The following is a 19,790-nucleotide window of genomic DNA, read 5'->3' as shown; positions in this document are numbered from 1 at the left end:
AGCATCGAATTTTTCAATTTTTTATGCCATCTTGGGGTAATTACAGATGAGCTAACCGATAGGTCGGCGCTAGGCTAACGCCTCGCTTCGCTGTTTTCATGCCCAAAGGGGTGTACGCGATCGCAACCGGATTCCATCTGCATATTGCCAAGCCTGGAGAATCGGAAAAACTGGTTGAAGCGATTGCTACTCTAGTTAAATCTAGCAGATGAGTCTGAAGCACCATTGGCCTCTGACTATTCTGACGAAGCACGGCTATAGGATCTGTTGACATGACCTTGAAGTTACCCGGATTTACGATTGTCACTTTGCTCAAAGAAGGGATAAAAGCCGTCCTATACCGTGGAATCAGAGTTGAAGATCGGCGTCCGGTGATTATTAAAGGGCTACGTCCAGAGTGTTGTACGCCCAATAATATTGAGCAACTCAGACATGAGTATGCGATCGCCCAACGGTTGAACACCCCCGGAGCAGTTAAAGGCTACGCCTTAGAGGTGCATCAGGGCATTCCTTATCTGATTTTGGAGGATTTTGGCGGGCGATCGCTCGATCGGCTTTTAGAAGACTTTCGGGAGCCGATTCCGTTTTTAAAAATTGCCATTCAAATCAGCAATGCGATCGCCCAAATTCATAACCATAGCATTGTCCATAAAAATATTAAGCCGCAGAACATTCTCATTAATCTGGAAACGCATCAGGTCAAAATCGCTGACTTCGGGATTGCTGCTTTTATCCCCTACGAACAGCAAATGGTCAGCAGTTCCAGCCAGATTGCAGGCAGTTTGGCTTATCTGTCGCCAGAGCAAACTGGGCGAATGAATCGCGGGATTGACCATCGCAGCGATTTATATTCCTTGGGAGTCACCTTCTATGAAATGCTGACCCGTCAGCTACCGTTTCAGGGCAAAGACCCTTTAGAGTGGGTGCATTGTCATATTGCCCAATCGCCGCCACCACTCACAAAGGTAAGACCGGAGATTGGGCGATCGCTATCTGACATCATCATGAAACTGCTCTCAAAGGTTGCAGAAGATCGCTACCAGAGTGCTTTGGGTTTGCAGTTCGATCTGGAACGATGCCTAAGACAGTTGGAGACAATTGGACAAATTCAATCTTTCCCTTTAGGCGAACAAGATATCTCAGAGCGGTTTCAAATTCCCCAAAAATTGTATGGGCGAGAGCGAGAAATTACACAGCTTTTACAAGCATTTGAGCGAGTTGTTAGCCAAGGTACGCCAGAACTTATATTCGTCGCTGGATATGCTGGGATTGGTAAATCTTCTCTCGTGAACGAGATCCAAAAACCCATCGTAAGAGAACGTGGGATTTTTATCTCTGGTAAGTTCGATCAGTACAAACGAGATATTCCTTATTCCACCCTTGTTCAAGCTTTTCAGACGCTCGTTCGGCAAATTTTGACGGAACCTGAAGATAAACTTGCCACTTGGAGAAAGCGAATCCAAGCCGCATTCGGGAACAATGGCAGACTGATAACCGATGTGATTCCAGAAGTTGAACTCATCGTCGGCGAACAACCTCCTATACCAGACTTGGGACCCGCTGAATCCCAAAATCGATTCAATCTGGTGTTTCAAAACTTTATCAGTATCTTTGCTCAAAAAGAGCATCCACTGGCTGTCTTTTTGGATGATATGCAGTGGGCAGACAGCGCCACTCTGAATTTGATTCAAACCATCGTCACGAGATCAAGTCTCCAGCATCTTTGCTTTATTCTGGCTTTTCGAGATAACGAGGTCGATCTGCTCCATCCCTTCAGTTTGATGATGGAGCAGATTCGTCAAGGTGGGGCAAAAATAACCGAAATTTTTCTCACTCCTCTCAACCTTGCTTATGTGAATCAGCTCATTGCTGAAACCCTACATTGTGAGCCGGGACGGTCAGAATCTCTTGCCAAATTAATCGTCCAGAAAACCGATGGCAATCCTTTTTTTGTCAACGAGTTTCTCAAAACGCTGTACCAAGAAAATCTGCTGACATTCGATCGCAACCATCGCGTCTGGCAATGGAATCAAGCCCAAATTGAAGCCCAAGGCATTACGGATAATATTGTCAATCTGATGATTGGGCGGATGCAAAAACTGCCGCCCGAAACTCAACAGTTGCTCAAGTTAGCTTCCTGTATCGGGAATCGTTTTGATTTAGAAGTTTTAGCAATCGTCGGTGAAATATCTCTTCAGCAAACAGCCAACACACTTTTGGAAGCGGTTCTGAGAGGATTCATCATCCCAACAGAGGCAACTGAAAGCATTGAGAAAAGCTATCGCTTTTACCACGATCGCATTCAACAAGCTGCCTATGCCTTGATCGATAATGAACAAAAGCAAGCGGTTCACCTCACGATTGGGCGACTTTTACTTAAAAGTTTCAATTCTGCTCAACTGGAAGAACAAATTTTTGATTTAGTGAATCAACTTAATCTAGCTGTTGGTTTGATTACTGAGCGGACAGAAAAAGACGAATTAATTCGCCTAAATCTAATTGCTGCTAAGAAGGCAAAAGCCTCCACTGCGTACACACCTGCGAAAAGAATGCTTGCTGTCGCTGCAAATCTTTTAAATGAAGATTCTTGGCTTGACCATTATGAACAAACATTTACTCTAGTTAAAGAACGAGCTGAATGCGAATTTTTAACGGGTAATTTAGAGGAGGCGGAAGCTCTATTTAAGCTTCTATTTATCAAAGCCAAATCTTATATAGACAAAGCGAATATTTATATACTTCAGCTCAGACTTTATCAAGTTGCAGGTAGGTATGAGGAGGCGCTAGCACTCGGATTAGAAGCTTTAAAAATTTTTGGGGTGACTTTCCCCGATTCAGAGGAGCAAGTGCAGGTTGCGATCGCTATCGAAAAAAGCCAGGTATTGGGAAATTTAGGTGACAGACAAGTCTCCGATCTACTCAACGCCCCAACGCTCCAAGATCCAAATCTTAAGACACTCATCGGTCTGCTGACAACTGTAGGGCCGCCTGCTTATCTCGGCAGACCCAGTATTTTTCCGCTAGTTGTACTCAAAGCAGTCAATTATTCCCTGAAGTATGGTAATACGGAAGATTCCTGTTTTGCTTATAGTATGTATGCGATGTTGTTGGTTTCGATCTTTCGGGATATTCCTACGGGGTATGCATTTTCTGAGATGACGATTCAACTGAATGAGAAGTTGAATGACTCAAAACTCAGAGGAACGGTTCTACACATTCATGGCAGTCATATCAACGTTTGGCGGAACCATATTTCTACCGATATTCCATTTTTAGAGCGAGGATTTATCGGTTGTGTGGAAGCAGGTGATGTGACGATGGCTAACTACAACGGCTATCAAGGCTCTTGGCAGATTATTCAGCTAGGAAGTCCACTTCCCGAAACGTACAATTTGATTCAAAAGTACGTTAACTTTGCCCAGCAATCTAAGCATGAGGCGGCCTATCAGACGATTAGATTGCAGCAGCAGTTTCTCATAAATTTACGCGGACTCACCTACCACAATCTGACCCTAAGTAATGATAGTTTCGATGAATCGCACGCCTTTTCCATCCTTACGGATGCAGGCTTCGTCAGTGGAATTATCTTTTATCACATCATCAAATTAATTTTGTTTTTCACCTACGAACAGTATGAGGAGGCGCTGAATTCTGCCTTACAAGTGTCCGTGTTTCCAGTTACAACCCTGGCATTACCAATCGAAACCGATTATGTTCTGTATCACTCGCTGACCTTGGCGACTCTTTATCCAACTGCATCTTGTGAAGAGCAGGAAGGGTTTTTAGAAACCTTAGAAATGCATCAGCGCCAATTGCAGGATTGGGCGAGCCACTGCCCTGCTAACTTCTTACATAAGTCTCAATTAGTGGGGGCGGAGATAGCTCGAATTGAGGGTCGGGACATGGAAGCAATGCGCCTGTATGAGCAATCAATTCGCTGTGCCCGCGAGCAGAAATTTGTGCATTATGAAGCCTTGGCGTATGAGTTAGCAGCTAAGTTTTACTTAGATCGGGAGTTTGAAGCGATCGCTAAAACTTATCTGCATGAAGCCAGGAATGCCTATCGGCGCTGGGAGGCGCTCGGCAAGGTCAAGCAGCTTGAGCAGCTCTATCCGACCTTATTGCCGCAACCGTTGCCGCAACAGCCCCCTGCCTCCAACGAAACGTTTTTAAGCACGGGGGAGCAACTTGACTTTCTATCGGTTGTTAAGGCGTCTCAAACTATTTCTAGCGAAATTGTCTTCTCTCGACTTTTGAAGACATTGATGCAGATTGCGCTTGAGCAAGCAGGAGCCGAACTGGGTTATTTGCTGCTTTTTCACGAGCAGAATCTAGTGATAGAAGTCGAAGCGAAAATAAATTCCCAAGCAGAAAAATTTAATGTTTTTCGACCTGAATTGGCGGGTGAAATTGCATTGCCTCAGTCAGTGCTGAATTATGTGCAGCGAACTCAATCAACTGTGATTTTGCCCGATGCCACAGAGCAGAATCTATTTTCGGAAGACGAGTATGTGATTCAAAAGCAACCGAAGTCTGTACTTTGCTTACCAATCGCCCGTCAGTCAAACTTGCTGGGAATTTTATATTTAGAAAACAACTTTATCCCAGGCGCTTTTACACACGACAAGCTTTCCGTGCTGGAAATTTTAGCAGCTCAAATTGCCATTTCCCTGGAGAATGCTCGTCTCTATCAAGGGTTAGCACAAAGTCAAGAACAACTTAACCTAGCGTTGAAATCTGCTCAAATCGGTATTTGGAGTTGGGATATTCTCAACGATCGGTTTGACTGGGATGAGCAGATTTATCAACTATTTGGAGTCACCCCCGAAACGTTTGTTGCCACCTCAGAAGCAGTGTTGGCTCGCCTGCATCCAGACGATCGGGAATCGCTCGCTCAATCTTTGAACCGAGCGGTTAACGAAGGAGTGGAACACGATCTCGAATATCGCATTATTCAGGATGACGGCAGCATTCGCTACGCTGCTTGCCGGGGAAGAGCCTTTTTCAACGAAGCAGGCACAGCGACTCGCATGAGTGGTGTTGTAATTGACATCACAGAGCGCAAACAAACTGAAGAATCTCTGCTGATTTCTAAGGCTGCTTTGGAGCAAATGCCCGATGCTGTTGTGTTAACCGATCTGGAGGGAAATATTCAACGCTGGCTGGGCAACGCGGAGCAGATTTTCGGCTATACGGCGTCCGAAGCGATCGCTAAACCCCTGAATTTCTTACATCACCCTGACATTGCAGCAACGATGACCGCCCAAATGATCCAGTCTATTCAGGAAACCGGAGGATTTTGTGGTGAAGTTCCCTGTGTGAGAAAAGATGGGTTGAAAGTGTTGATTGAAACAACATCAAAGCTTGTTTACGACAAGGCTGGCAAGCCGCTCTTTTTTGTGGGCATCAACAAAGATATTAGCGATCGCAAACAGGCTGAAGCGGAACGTGCCCAACTGTACGCAGAGCAAACCGCCCGCCTGGAAGCAGAAGCCGACCGGCAGCGAGCAGCGTTTTTAGCTCAAGTCAGTGCCACCCTCTCCTCTTCCCTCGATTATGAAAGCACGCTCTCCAGCGTGGCAAGCTTGGTTGTGCCCTACTTCGCCGACTGGTGCGGCGTTGACCTCCTGCAAGACAACCAATCGATTCATCGGGTCGCCGTTGCCCACCGAGATCCGGAGAAAGTGAAACTCGCCTGGGAACTCCATCAGCGTTATCCTAGACCGTTGAATGCACCGGAAGGTGTACCAAAGGTGCTGCGTACTGGGCAAACAGAAATGGTGGCGGAAATTTCAGATGCAGTCCTGGCAGAAGCAGTCAAAGATCCAGAACATCGGCGAATTCTGCGGGAACTGGGCTTAAAGTCCTATATTATCTCACCGTTGATGGCACGGGGGCGGATTCTCGGTGCCATTTCGTTTGTCACAGCTGAATCTGCTCATCGTTTCAACACCGGCGACCTCTCGCTGGCGGAAGATATTGCTCATCGGGCAGCGATCGCTATCGATAATGCCCGCCTCTATCGGGAAGCGCAGCAGGCGCAACAGACGGCGGAGCGGGCAGCAGAGCGAATTGCCCGTCTCCAGTCCATTACCGCTGCCCTTTCAGAATCGCTCACACCCACCCAAGTGTCCGAAGTCATCGTCGAACAGGGCATGGCTGCCTTGGGTGCCAACTATGCTCTAGTGGCATTGCTCAATGAAAGCGGTACTGAACTGGAAATTGTGCGGGCCGTTGGCTATGAAGTGAATCAAATCGATGGCTGGCAACGTTTTTCCATCGACACAGCAGTCCCTCTAGCAGAGGCGGTACGGACTGGGCAACCTGTTTGGGGTGAAACGTCACAAAAACGAGCAGCCCGTTACCCTCACCTGGCTGAAGCCTATAGTCAATTTAACTTTGGGACGTGGGTTTCGATTCCGCTGATGGTAGAGGGTCGGGCAGTTGGAGGGTTGTCTCTGGGCTTTACTGAGCCGCAAGAACTTAACGAGGATGACCAAGCTTTTATCTTGGCACTTGCCCAACAATGCGCCCAAGCGATCGCTCGTTCCCATCTCTACGAAGCAGAACGAACCGCGCGAAGTGCGGCGGAAGCGGCAAACCGGGTCAAAGATGAATTCTTAGCCGTTCTCTCTCACGAACTGAGAACGCCGCTTAATCCGATTCTGGGTTGGGCAAAGCTTCTGCGGAGCCGCAAGTTCGATCCGGCAACCAGCGATCGCGCCTTAGAAACTATTGAGCGCAACGCCAAGTTACAAACCCAATTAATTGAAGATTTGCTTGATGTCTCCCGCATCCTGCAAGGGAAGCTGAGCCTCAACGTCTACCCGGTTGACTTGGTATCGACGATTGAAGCTGCAATCGAGACGGTGCGTTTAGCAGCCGAAGCCAAATCTATCCAGATTCAGACCATCCTCGAACCGGGCGTCGGGCAGGTTTCTGGCGATGCCAATCGATTGCAGCAAGTCGTTTGGAATCTCCTTGCCAATGCGATTAAGTTTACTCCCCCTGGGGGACAAGTCGCGATCGCATTAGAGCAGGTCGGATCGCAGGCGCAAATCCGCGTAACTGACACAGGCAAGGGGATTGCACCTGAGTTCTTACCTTATGTCTTTGACTATTTCCGTCAGGAAGATGGTACCACCACCCGAACCTTTGGGGGATTGGGTCTAGGGCTGGCAATCGTCCGCCATCTCGTAGAACTTCACGGCGGCACCGTAAGTGTATCAAGTCCGGGTGAAGGACAAGGTGCAACTTTCCTAATTAAGCTTCCCTGTTTGCAGAATGATAGAGAAAGGCAGTCGGATGAAAAAGACAACCTCTCAGTTCTGACTTTTGACTCCTTACCTTTGTCTGGCTTACAAATTCTCGTGGTGGATGATGATGCAGATATGCGAGAGTTTTTGTGCTTCCTGTTGGAGCAATATGGTGCAACTGTGACCTCCGTAGCCTCAGCCGTTGCAGCGCTGACAACACTAAGCCAATCCCAGCCAAATGTCATCATCAGCGATATTGGAATGCCAGAAATCAATGGCTATATGTTGATGCGACAGGTGAGGAGTCTGAAACCAGACCAAGGAGGAAACATTCCAGCGATCGCGCTGACTGCCTATGCTGCCGAGATGGATTACCAACAAGCAATCGCCGCAGGATTTCAACAGCACATTTCTAAGCCTGTGGAACCAGAGGCATTGGTGAAGGCGATCGCATCATTACTGTTTCTTCAACCTGAAAGTGAGACTACAAAGGTTTTTTGATTAAGAGCAATTAGACAGGGTTGATACATTTGATCCAACAGATGGTTCTAAAATATCAACTGTCCAGATCCGGGCGAAGGGTAAGCCAGCTTTCCGAAAAGACTTCCGCACAGTCTCAGCATCAGGTGCCTCAAATTCGCAAATTACTTTAGCGCGATCGCGTGCCATCATTGAGCGAATCCAATGAACATTGTGTGCCCTGTGACAAGGTATTCCGATCTCAAGATCGTGGTTCCACTTCTGTTCGGTGATCGGTGGCTCAAATATCTTTTCTACAAGGACACGAACCATATTTTCCTCCTGATTGATTGAGCAATTTAGGTTTTTAAATACAGGACTTACCCACTGAAAACTTGAAGCCTAGATTCCTCTAACCCCCCGATAAATTGGGAGGAACTGGAAAATTCCCCTTTTTTAAGGGGGACGCAAGGGGGATCTCTGCGTTAGTCCTCAGATCCTGCGGTAAGCGATTGATGGTAGTTTGGGCACGAACGCTCAAGACGCGAGGGTCAATTTGGAGCTGTAAGCTTTGAAATAGCTCTGCTGCACGCTTATGTTCGCCTAAAGCTAACTTTCCCCGAATGAGTGCAGCCCAAGCTAGGGCAATTTCACTGGGATGATCTACAATTTGCGCGGCATGAAGTGCTTCTTGAGCGCGGGAGATCGCTAATTCAACGCGACCCCTTTCCAGATCCCTTGCCGCTGCAAAGCTCAGGGTATAAGCTAGCATTCGGTTCGCATCGATCTGGCGCAGGGTGGATAATGCTGGCTCAAGTGCTTCTTCAGCGCCTATTTCTCCGATAACATAACGGGCGAGCGAACTCAGGGCAACGGCGAATGGGCCTTCGCTGCCTTCACCACTAATTTTTGTGGCAACTGCTGCCAGTTCCTCGGAGTAAGCGATCGCCGCTGTCGGATTGCCCGCTTCCAACTCGGTCATTGCCAGATAAGTCAAACAAGCAGACTCTCGCCAGCGATCTTGTTCCGCTTGCGCCATTCGCCATGCTTGTTCCAAAAGAGAACGCGCCGCCGGGAAATCCGCTGCATGACGGCGCACGCATCCCAGACCACAGGGAATATCGATAATTTCAAGTCCCACTCTCGCGGCAAGCGGCTGTGCTTCTAGCAACAGCGCCTCAGCACGGGGCATCTCGCGTTCGGTTTCGGCGAGGCACCAACCGCTGTGAGCTAGCATTCGGGCGGTGGTCGCCGGACTTGCCAATCGTCCTCGTTCTACTGCTTGGAGGGAGTGTTCCCGAACACCCATGAGATTACCTCGCTCGTAGTTCAGCACGATCAAAGCTTCTAGCGCGATCGCTTCTTCATCCTTCAAACCAAGGGCGCTGGCTTCGGCAATCAGTTGATGCAGGTTATTTTCGAGTTGGGGGATTTGATTTCTGGTAACTCCTGCCAGAACGTAGACTTTTAGCAACCCGATGTGAAGTCGAACCCGTAAAGTCTTTTCAAGGTTCCGGCAATGCTGAATTCCCCGTTGAGCCAGTTCCGATGCTTCTGAGTAGGCGAACTGGCGCAAGCAACGTTCGGCAGCTGCCTGGAAAGCTGAGGCGGCTAAGGAATCATGACCGCCCAATGATGCATGATGCGCGACATCGCTGGCTAGGGCGTTGTCAGGAACCGAGAGACGATTCAAAGCCTGGGCAATCTGCAAATGCACTAATTTACGGCGGGGTTCTGACAACTGGTGATAAGCGACTTTCCGCACAACATCATGAGCAAAGTCATAGCCAGTTTCGTTATTTAATAAAGCTCCTGGACGGATAATCCCCTGCCGCTCCAGTTCTTCCACGGCTAAAAGTAATTTAGAGAGCGGATAGTCGGCAACCCGTGCCACGATTGTCGGATTGAAACTTCGTCCCAATGCAGCTGCCCAAGGTAAAAGTTCTCGCGCCGGTTCGTCGAGTTGCCGCAATCGGTCTTGAATCAAGGCTTCCAGATTGTCGGAGTAAGCCGTGTCATGCTGGGCTAGGGCACGAGCCACTTCTAGAGCGAATAGGGGATTCCCGCCACTATCTACAAAGACGCGGTTTCCATCCACATCGGTATTAATCGAGCGAGTCAGCTGAACCACTTGCGCTTGATTTAATAGTGGCAGTGAGATGGTTTGCACCCGCTCCTCCCGCCGCAGCGCTTGCACCAGCTTACACACAGGCACATTATCTGATAACTCGCGTTGACGAGCAGAGAGGGCAAACCGAACGGAGGAATGACCCAGCAGGCGGATTGCATAATGCAGGAGTGCCGTAGATGCCTCGTCCAGCCACTGAATATCATCTAGGATAATGACGATTCGTTTGCCATTGCTCGAAAGTTGGGACAGCAGGTTGACTACCGCATCAAATAGCTGAGAGCGATCGCCCGGATCTCTTCTTCCCTCCACTTCTGGAAATAGGGAACTCAGTTCTGCTGGCAATTGCGATCCTGAATCACGAGCGATCGCCCGCAGTGCATCAATCCAAACTCCATAAGGTCGCAGCATTTCCGCCTCAAACCCGCGTCCCCAGAGTACGCGACCGTTGCTCGTGACAACGGCAGCAAGTTCTTCCAGCAGGCGCGTCTTCCCAATTCCCGATTCGCCAGCCAGTAAAAGGATTTCTGAAACAGCCGTTCGGGTATCGGATGCCATCCAATTACAGATGGTCGCCCATTCCCGCTCTCGCCCGATTAGGGGAGCCAAGAATCGGGGCTGATTCTCTCCTTGGCTCCTCTTTTCCACGGCTCCCAGCGCCTTCAATGCAGCCTTTTGCGCTTCTGTTAATCCGGTCACTCCGGTGATGTTCATTCCCTCATAAGGTCGATCGGCCCTCAAGGTTTTTACACACGCACCCGTCTGCACATCCCAAAGCTTAATCGTTTCATCCTGGCTGCCACTCGCGACCCTGCGGCTATCAAGGCTGAAGATTACTGACCAGACTAAATTGGTGTGTCCCTGCAAGGTATGAAGACAAGAACCGTTTTGGACATCCCAAAGCTTTACCGTTTGGTCGCTACTGGCACTGGCAAGGATTTGACCATCTGGACTAAAAGCAACTGACCAAACTCGGCTGGTGTGTCCGGTCAATGTACGTCGGCACTCTCCTGTCCGCACGTCCCATAACTTAATACTATGGTCGCCACTTCCACTCGCTAAGGTTTGACCATTAGGACTGAACGCGACTGACCAAACCCAATTGGTATGTCCTTGGAATGTCTGACCGCATTGCCCTGTCTGCACATCCCAAAGCTTCACCGTCTGGTCGTAACTCCCACTCGCCAGAGTATAACCATCCGGGCTAAAAGCGATCGCGCAAACCCAACTAGTGTGTCCCTGCAAGGTGCGTTGGCATTGTCCCGTCTGCACGTCCCACAGCTTCACCGTCTGGTCATCGCTGCCACTGGCAAGGGTTCGACCATCGGGGCTGAAGGCAACCGACCAGATCCCGCAAGTATGCTCTTGTAAGGTTTGGCGACAAAGTCCCGTTTCAAGATCCCAAAGCTTCACCATTTGGTCGCCACTCCCACTGGCGAGAGTGCGACCGTCTGGGCTAAAGGCAACAGCAGAAACTGAGCTGATGTGACCTTCTAAGGTTTGAACGCATTTTCCGGTGCCCAGATCCCACAATTTAACCGTGCGATCGTCGTTCCCACTTGCCAAAATGCGACCATCCGGACTTAATGCCAGCGATCGCACTCGGTTCGCATAACCCTGTAGCGTTCTGCGACATTTACCTGTAGGGGCGTGCCACAACTTAACGGTATGATCGCCGCTACCGCTTGCGAGGATTTCTCCATTCGGGCTGAACGCCACCGACCGCACCCAATTTTGGTGCCCCCATAATGTTTGGTAGCATTCCCCAGTCCGAACTCGCCACAGCTTCACACTGCGGTCTTCGCTGCCACTGGCTACCGTTTGACCATCCGGACTGAAAGAAAGCGATCGCACCCAGTTTCCATGCCCTTTGAGAGTTCGGCTGCATTCACCCGTCTTAAAATTCCAAAGTTTAATGGTGCGATCGCTACTACTGCTGGCTAAGGTTTGACCATCCGGGCTAAAGGCGACCGACCAAACTCGCTCAGCGTGTCCTTGCAGGGTTTGGTAACATTGACTGGTTTTGAGATCCCACAGTTTAATCGTGCGATCGTCACTGCCAGTCGCCAAGGTTTTTCCATCAGGGCTGAACGCTACCGATCGCACCCAATTCTCATGCCCCTGAAGCGTTTTACAGCACTGTCCTGACTGGACATCCCACAGCTTGACCGTTCGATCCTCACTCCCGCTGGCTAGGGTTTGACCGTCCGGACTAAAGGCGACCGACCAGACTTGGTGGGCGTGTTCTTGCAAAGTCTGGAGACATTTCCCTGTCTTGAGATCCCACAATTTAATAGTCTTATCATCGCTGCCACTCGCCAGGATATTACCTTGAGGACTAAAAGCAACCGACCAAACCCAATTGGTATGTCCCTGGCAGGTCAGTAAATTTTTCCCATCTGCTACTCTCCACACCCGCACCTCGCGGTTAGTATCCCCAGTCGCTAGAAGTTGTCCGTCGGGGCTAAAAGCAACGGCAAGGGCAAAGCTCAAGGGTTCTGTAAACACCGTTTTTGACAGGTCGGCATCAGCAAGATTGACCTGATGTAAATTCACTTCTCGTAAATCAGCCTGCCAGAGGGTGAGATGGGAGAAGTCATAACCTGTTAAGTCTTTTTGCAATTGAACCAGCAGATTGAGGATATTGCCACCTGCATATCCGGGTTTTCGCGACCTTTCATTTCGCAGTTTTGAAAGCAGTTGAGTCAGCTGCCGCTCAACGTTGTACTGCCCATACAATCGGGTAATTAAAGTGTTTAAAACGGGTTTAACAATTTGTTGACTCTGAATCTCTCTGATGTAATCTTTGCCCTGAGGCTTGAGCAAGGCGTGGCTGTGCAAAATGGAAATTAGGGGTGTCTGGTTTTCGGCTAGCAATTCCCCATTTCCGACTTCTAAATGTTGAATTTCTTCACAGACTTGGGCAATCAATCGCTCAGTGATGTACTCCATCACCACAGGTTGCTGGGTATAGCTGCCTGACTGCTTTTCGATCAGCGATCGCCAACTGAGAGAACCCAATGCTTCTAGTAGGTCTGCACGAGAAACGGTGGGAACGATATCCTCTGCCAATTCCGAGAAGGTTGTCCATTCTCGATTAATGGCAAGCCAAAACATAATTGTTTTTTCTAGGGGAGAGCAACGCTGACACTGCTGGTCTAGTAGTCTGTGAATCCCATTAAAAATCGTGGTATTTTGAGCGAGAAAATCTTGGATCTTGCCATCAAAAACATCTTGAATGGAAGTGGCAACAATCTTCAATGCCAAAGGATTACAGCCGTAGAACTGACACAAATGCTGTTGCTGTGCTTCAGTTCCTATCAATCCTTTTGCTTGAATGAGTGCTTGCGCTGCCTCTGGCGAGCCGCTCAGTTGCAAGGTTCGCACAGGTAAAGCTGAATTCCCATCAACTACACCTTCTAAGATGCCCACCTCAGCAGGCTTCTCCCGACTGGTCAGCACTAGGCAACTTTGATGGGCGGTTTCTGCGATCGCTCGCAGCAGTTCCCCGTAGCCTTCATATCCCGGACGATACTGCCCCGGACAACTGACCTGAAAAAGGGTTTCTGCATTGTCTAGAACGATTAGGCAGCGAGAATTTCGCAGCCAATATATCAGTCGTTCAAGCTCACTGCCTGTCTCTTGTTGTTCCGACAGAAAAGAGATCGAGTCGTGCAAAAGAGTTTCTAGGGTGGGAGCATTTCGTAGCGATCTCCAAATTACAAAATCAAATTCTCCCTGGATTTCCTGCGATAGTTTGGCGGACAAGGCAGTTTTTCCAATTCCACCCATGCCTAATAAGACAACTAGCCGACAGCGATACTGTAAAATGCACTGCTTGAGCGTGTTTAGCTCTTCTGTCCGTCCGTAAAATAGGCTTACATCGATGATTTCGCCCCAATCGCAACGAGGTTGCCTGTCGTTTTGAGGGGGTGTATTTAATTCAGAATTTGTATTGAGTAATTCAAAGCTTTTTTCTCGACTGCTTATCCCTTCAGAATCTTCATTCAGCAGGCGATCGTAGAGGTCGCGGGTAATCGGGCTGGGATCGATACCCAATTCTTCCCGTAAAAGAGTCATGCAACGGTGGTAGATTCGCAAGGCACTCGCGCGATCGCCATTAAGCGCGTGCAGTTGCATCAAGTCACCATAAGTTGCTTCGTTGAGCGAGTCAACTTCTAACAACTGCTGGGCATAGCGCATCGCCGTCCGGATATCCCGTTGCTCCTTTAACAGGCGAACCAACCATTCCAATCCTTGGATAAAAATTTGTCGCAGTCGTTCCTGTTCTGGAAAAATCCATTCGTCGTAACAGTTGGGCAGTAAATCCCCCTGATAGAGGGCTACCGCCTGCTCTAACAGGGTTCGGACGGTTTTCCGGTCAGCCGCTCGTTCTGCCTCCTCCGCTTGAGCCACTGTCCGCTCAAACTCTGCAACATCTAACGTAAAAGGTGCATCTGAGCGCCACTGTAGCGTTTTTGTATCTACTTCAATGAATCGATCCGCGTCCGGCAAAACCCGCCGTAAGTGGTGCAGTTCTCTTCTTAGGTTCGTTCGGGCTTGCTCGTCTGTTGAGTCAGCCCAAAACAGGGAAGCCAGCCGCTGACGAGGCTGAGGCGTGCCTCTGTGCAGCACCAGATATGCCAGCAACGATTGCGATCTCTCCCCGCTCACGTCTGTCACCGGCTTTTCGTCATAAGTTAGGCGAAAGCCACCTAGCAATACGATCTCTAAAGTAGGCAGCATCATATTTTTACTCTGCCCGTCCATTTGGTACTCAGTCTATAACTTTTCGCAGTTTACTGACAGCTGCTTGCGATCGCGGTTAATACTCATCAACTTATAACTGCTATTTGTCAGTGTTGTTAGAAATAAATTATTAAATTCCGAGAAAAAGCCGTTTGGGGCATTCTTGCCTTAAACCTCAACTTTCCAGTAAGTAAGGGTTGCTATTTTTATAAAAATATTTTCCCGCCCCCTTCATTGATTATTGTTGCCATATCCTCTTCTGATAGTTTTTTGTTTATACATAATATAATACTTAAAAAAATAACTTATATTTTAGCTAGGTTTATTTTTTCTGCATTAAAATAGTTAGCTTACGCTGATTATCTATAGAATGTTTATCGGTAAATATTTTTAGATATTGAAATTAAAATAATTAACGAATAACTTTATTTTCACTTTACAGATTCGGAGATTTTAGTAACTAACTCCGAGGCTCGATCTATTAAAGATTTCTCAATACCAACGCTATAATTTGGATGATTAATAATTGCATTTACGACTTCTCCCAAATCAGCATTCCCTTTCCTTGCTCCCAGTCCATTAATCGAGCATTCAATTTGCCTGACACCCCAACTGAGAGCTGCGATTGAGTTTTCTACTGCTAATCCCATATCATCATGACAGTGGACAGAAATCGTAGCCCGATCGATATTTGACACCCGATTAAAGAGCATATTCAGCAACCCTGAGAATTCTATTGGCGACGATAAACCAAAGCTGTCAGGGATACTGATTGTTCTGGCACCGCTTTTGATGGCTGTTTCAATTGCTTTGCAAAGAAAATCCGGCTGGCTTCGAGGAGCGTCAAAGGCACTCCACTCTACATCCGCGCAGTAATTTCTGGCAAGTCCAATAGAATCGTGTATCGCTTCTAAAGTTTGTTCTTCAGCCCAAGTTGATTGATGCTTCAAATTAACTTGGGTGTAAATGTGAATTCTGCCTCGTACCGCTAGTTTAATTGCTAAGGCAACGTCCATCACTTCATTCGGTTTAGAGTTTGCTAATCCGCAAATTGTAGACTGTTTAATTTGCTGGGAAACCAGAAAAATTTCATCAAAGTCTTTCTGGATAGCCCCTGGATATCCCACTTCAATTACATCAACCCGCATCTCTTCTAGAAGCTTGGCAAGCTGGACTTTTTGATGAATATCCATTTTGATACCGGGCGCAAGTTCTCCATCCCGCATGGTGGTGTCGAAGATGATAATTTTTGGTAAAGATGGTTGTGCCATAGCCGGTTTTTTTCTGCATTTTTAGGTAAGCAGTTAGTAATTTTGACCAATCATTTGCTGCCAATCACTTTTCAAGATGCCGTATTGTTCGATATCTTTAAAGGTTTCTCCTTTTCGTAAATGTTGACGGCGACATCCCTCATACTGCATCCCAAGTTTTTGCATGACTCGTCCCGAACCTGGATTGCGCGAAAAGTGCGCCCCATGAATGCGGTGCAATTTAAGTACCTCGAAACCATATTGCAGTAGAGCTTTTGCTGCTTCAGTACAGTAGCCTTGTCCCCAGTAGGGCTTGCCAATCCAGTAACCGATCTCCGCATTGTTCTGTTTGGCATCAATCATCAGATTAACCGTCCCACAGAGTTCTCCAGTTTCCCGCAACGCGATCGCAAAGTAGACTGCTTTGTTTTCCTTAAATGCTGCCAAATGAGCCTTAATCCACGCTTGAGCCATCCCATCTTCGTAAGGATGAGGAATTAGTGTTGTATCAGCAATTTCGCGAGCGCTGGCGAAGCGTTGCACATCAGGAGCATCTGCCAAGGTGAAAGGACGGAGCGTTAACCGTTGTGTTTGAATTGTGGGTGGTTGTATCTCTGTCTCCGACTCAGCAGAACGAGATCCACCAAACACGGCAAAGCTGTAATGCTTATACCAGCAGTCTACGTTCTGAAAACCGGCTGCTTCCAACCATTGCATTTGAGCGTCGAGAGGTGCTAGACGATCGTAGGTCATCCGATGTTGAGCGGCGTGGAGATGTTCTTCGGAGATCCCGCGATCGCGCACGGTATTCAGCCATTGTTGTTGATAAAATTGCTCCAGTTGGGGTGTTCTGCCTAAAACTTGATCGGCGTTGACAAACATCCCTCCAGGTTTGAGCGCATCGTAAATTCGTTGATAAAGATGCTGCTTCTCTGAATCAGACAGATGATGAATCGATAAGCCGGAGATAATCAGGTCATAGGAATCGCTCAAATCTGTCTTAACGTAGTCTCCAATCCATATTTTGGGAGATTTGCCCATCTGCTGGAATCGAGCCTTTGCTTGCTCTAACATCTCAGTCGCGAGATCCAGCAGTGTAAATTCAGCATTCGGAAACACTGCCTGAACCATGCCTGAGTAAAGTCCGGTCCCTGCACCTAAATCGAGAACGTTTAGGGCTGCTGTGCGGTCAAATGGGATAACCTGAATGGCTGTTTGGTAAAAGTCATCAAAACAGGGAATCAGGGTGCGTCGGAGCTTGTCGTACTCAGTTGCTGCTGTGTTAAATGCCTGTTGAATACTCATATCCTTGACGTTTACTTGGTTGTTACTGATACCATTTCACTTGATATCTGCAATAGATCCGTCTGTTGCCCGCCTCAAAAGCCAGTCCTAGCCAAGGATACAAGCCAATGAGCCAAGCACAATGGTAGCCAACCGATTAAGCTAATTTTATGGGTCTTAAAACATTTGCAATTTTGATTGTGGCAACGCTGGGAATCTGGGAAACAAAAGGAGCGATCCCATCCTCCCCACCCGCTGCCCAGACGACTTCGGGCGATATGGCGACATCGGCACCCATTGAGGATGCTGCGACTCCAGCCGTAACCCAGGTAACGCCAGGATTGGCTCAGACAGCAAATCCCATTCCTGTTGTTGAATATGATGCCAAATACGGTGATTATCTGCCACAAACGATACCGCCAGTGTCCAGTGGGGAGGGCGTCCAGACTGCTGAGGTTGCCTCCAGAATTGTCAAAGATGTGCAGATCCGCTTTGTCAATAACAAAGGGGAGTCAGTCGATAACCAGAATCGACCGATACCCAGTCGCACCAAAAAAGATTTTATTATTGGCGAACTGAAACTCAAGCCGGGTGAGGTATTTCGTGAAGATTTGCTTCAGGAAGACTTGCAGCGATTGAGGCGATTAGAGTCTTTTGAAGATGTCAATGTTGTTGTGGAGGAAGCCACCGACGGGGTTAACATCATCTACGACATCCAGGAGAATCGCTTTCCTTCTATCACATTAGGGGGTGGCAATAGCGGGGACATCGGGCTTTACGGTTCGGTAAGCTATCGAGATGCCAATATCAACGGTGTCAACGATCGCTTAGCTGCCAAACTTCAAGTGAGCGGTAAGGATGTCCAGTTTAATACCCAGTTTACTAGCCCTTATCGCGCTGGTGAGCCAAACCGCTTGGGGTATAGCGTTAGAGCGTTTCGCAATCGGGATTATTCCCGCACCTTCACCGATGAAATCGAGTTGCCCAATGGGGACAGTACACGGGAAGGACGATTTGGCGGCGGTGTGGCGGTGTTGCGTTCTTTTAATGGCTGGGATGGATCGTTGGGTTTGAACTACACCCGGATTAGTACCCGCGATGCTGATTTCAATATTGCACGGGTGGATGAATTGGGGAATCCGCTATCTGTCAGCAAAACTGGCATTGATGACTTGGTAACGGTGTCGTTCGGTGTGGCGAGAGATCGGCGCGATCGCCGTTCCAATCCGACTCAGGGTTCGCTGCTAACCCTGACCACGGAACAGTCGATTCCGATTGGATTGGGCAGTATTTTGAGTAACCGAGTGCGAGCGAATTATATTCAATATGTCCCAGTCAGCTGGATTGGCAAGGGTAGGGAAACCGAAAATCCAGAAATGGTGGCTTTAAATTTGCAAACTGGGACGATACTTGGCGAATTTCCTCCGACTGAAGCGTTTAATCTTGGCGGATTCAATTCTGTGCGCGGCTATGGATCTGGTAAAGTCGCTAGCGGTCGCAGTTATGCCTTGGCTTCAATCGAATATCGCTTCCCGATTTTGCAGTGGCTGGGAGGGGTTGTCTTTGCTGACTATGGCTCAGATTTGGGGTCTGGTGACACGGTGCTTGGGCAACCGGGTTTGCTGCGCGGTAAACCGGGGAGTGGTTTTGGTTACGGGTTAGGATTGCGGATCAAGTCCCCGTTTGGTTTAATTCGCAGCGATTTAGGCATTAGCGACCAAGGAGAAGTCCGACTTGAAGTAACCACAGGTCAGCGTTTTTGATGGAAAGGGGATATTTGGGCGATCGCGTTTAAGTCACCTAAAAGAGCGATCGCTTTGTACGCTGCTACCAAAGGCTTGCGATCATCATTCAGAGGATTTTGCCAAGGGTTTTCTAGCGACAAACAAGTAGTTTTGACAGACTACAGAGAAAGGATATGCCAAAATGTCATCTAAAAAATCCCAACTCCATGCCAGCAGTGGGAAATTTCCGATTGCTTTGGGAAATACGCCCCACATATTTCTGGGTAGAAAACCATAACGCTGGACTTCTAGAACCTCAAATCCGGTTTCTTGGCAAAGCGTTTTGATTGACTGGCGAGTATAACGATATTGATGATGATATTTGTTAGGCAACCGGGAAGCGATCGCTTCAATCAGACTAAACTGATTCGGAAAATGGTAACAGATAAAAACGCCACCTGGTTGGAGCAAACGGAAGATTTCCCGTAAGCTGGTAATTTCATTTCCTCCAGTCTCTCTGACATGCTCTAAAACCCCTACAGATACGATTGCATTGAATTTATTATCTGGATAGGGAATGGCTGTTGGATCTTCAGCACTCCCTTTTCTAAATTCATAAGTTGAGCTGTTTAGAGTTTCCCGAACACAAAAGTCCTCAAAAGCAAATCCAGAGGTTTTATAGCCAGCCTTTACTAAGAAATAAGAAAAATGACCGTTCCCACAACCCCAATCTAATACTTCACTTCCTTTAGGAACATATTTTAAAAAAATTTTATATAGCCGAAGATATTGATTAGCACTGATTAAGCTTCTAAATTGCCACAAACTACAATTACTATTTTGCTCTTGAATCTTTATTAGCTCATGGGTGATGCCATTAATGTTTAAGTTACTCACAGTTGCTATTTTATTAGACATTTTATATAAAATACTTCGCCGT

Annotated in this window: 8 protein-coding genes; 2 read left to right on the top strand and 6 right to left on the bottom strand. The window is 47.9% G+C overall.

Going from position 1 to position 19,790, the window contains the following annotated elements; translation table 11 throughout:
- Positions 1–40 precede the first annotated feature (40 nt).
- A complete protein-coding gene (locus tag NC996_RS11960; RefSeq protein ID WP_190687417.1) occupies positions 41–274 on the bottom strand; it encodes a hypothetical protein in 234 nt (77 codons plus the stop codon).
- Between NC996_RS11960 and NC996_RS11955 the strand changes: the two genes are divergently transcribed.
- The gene (locus NC996_RS11955) at positions 273–7,757 is read left to right on the top strand and encodes an AAA family ATPase (RefSeq protein ID WP_199303198.1); all 7,485 of its coding nucleotides are present in this window, start codon (positions 273–275) and stop codon (positions 7,755–7,757) included. The two genes, NC996_RS11960 and NC996_RS11955, sit on opposite strands and share 2 nt — an antisense overlap.
- Here the strand turns inward: NC996_RS11955 and NC996_RS11950 are convergent, their stop codons facing one another.
- The 4 genes from NC996_RS11950 to NC996_RS11935 all read right to left on the bottom strand — a co-directional run bounded on the left by NC996_RS11950 (position 7,758) and on the right by NC996_RS11935 (position 17,147).
- A complete protein-coding gene (locus tag NC996_RS11950; protein ID WP_190410329.1) occupies positions 7,758–8,048 on the bottom strand; it encodes a DUF4242 domain-containing protein in 291 nt (96 codons plus the stop codon).
- A gap of 79 nt (positions 8,049–8,127) precedes the next feature.
- On the bottom strand, positions 8,128–14,592 hold the full coding sequence (locus NC996_RS11945; protein ID WP_190687415.1) for an AAA family ATPase: 6,465 nt from the start codon (positions 14,590–14,592) through the stop codon (positions 8,128–8,130).
- A 431-nt stretch (positions 14,593–15,023) separates the two neighbouring features.
- A complete protein-coding gene (locus NC996_RS11940) occupies positions 15,024–15,863 on the bottom strand; it encodes a 2-isopropylmalate synthase (protein ID WP_190687414.1) in 840 nt (279 codons plus the stop codon).
- Between the two features lie 33 nt (positions 15,864–15,896).
- A complete protein-coding gene (locus tag NC996_RS11935; RefSeq protein WP_199303196.1) occupies positions 15,897–17,147 on the bottom strand; it encodes a GNAT family N-acetyltransferase in 1,251 nt (416 codons plus the stop codon).
- Positions 17,148–17,296: 149 nt separating this feature from the next.
- On the opposite strand from NC996_RS11935, the gene NC996_RS11930 reads away from it, so the two are divergent.
- A complete protein-coding gene (locus NC996_RS11930; protein ID WP_199303195.1) occupies positions 17,297–18,889 on the top strand; it encodes a BamA/TamA family outer membrane protein in 1,593 nt (530 codons plus the stop codon).
- Positions 18,890–18,973: 84 nt separating this feature from the next.
- Here NC996_RS11930 and NC996_RS11925 read toward each other — a convergent pair whose 3' ends face one another.
- The gene (locus NC996_RS11925) at positions 18,974–19,768 is read right to left on the bottom strand and encodes a class I SAM-dependent methyltransferase (RefSeq protein WP_190687412.1); all 795 of its coding nucleotides are present in this window, start codon (positions 19,766–19,768) and stop codon (positions 18,974–18,976) included.
- Positions 19,769–19,790 lie beyond the last annotated feature (22 nt).

This window comes from Trichocoleus sp. ST-U2 (assembly GCF_039961875.1).
Taxonomy (GTDB): domain Bacteria; phylum Cyanobacteriota; class Cyanobacteriia; order Cyanobacteriales; family FACHB-T130; genus FACHB-T130.
Note: the sequence above shows the minus strand (reverse complement) of the source record. Positions and strands in the feature narration are given on the sequence as shown.

Excerpts from the sequence above, each read along its gene's own strand:
- NC996_RS11960 (WP_190687417.1), bottom strand. The coding sequence starts at position 274 with ATGTCAACAGATCCTATAGCCGTGCTTCGTCAGAATAGTCAGAGGCCA.
- NC996_RS11945 (WP_190687415.1), bottom strand. The coding sequence starts at position 14,592 with ATGATGCTGCCTACTTTAGAGATCGTATTGCTAGGTGGCTTTCGCCTA.
- NC996_RS11955 (WP_199303198.1), top strand. The coding sequence starts at position 273 with ATGACCTTGAAGTTACCCGGATTTACGATTGTCACTTTGCTCAAAGAA.
- NC996_RS11935 (WP_199303196.1), bottom strand. The coding sequence starts at position 17,147 with ATGAGTATTCAACAGGCATTTAACACAGCAGCAACTGAGTACGACAAG.
- NC996_RS11925 (WP_190687412.1), bottom strand. The coding sequence starts at position 19,768 with ATGTCTAATAAAATAGCAACTGTGAGTAACTTAAACATTAATGGCATC.
- NC996_RS11950 (WP_190410329.1), bottom strand. The coding sequence starts at position 8,048 with ATGGTTCGTGTCCTTGTAGAAAAGATATTTGAGCCACCGATCACCGAA.
- NC996_RS11940 (WP_190687414.1), bottom strand. The coding sequence starts at position 15,863 with ATGGCACAACCATCTTTACCAAAAATTATCATCTTCGACACCACCATG.
- NC996_RS11930 (WP_199303195.1), top strand. The coding sequence starts at position 17,297 with ATGGGTCTTAAAACATTTGCAATTTTGATTGTGGCAACGCTGGGAATC.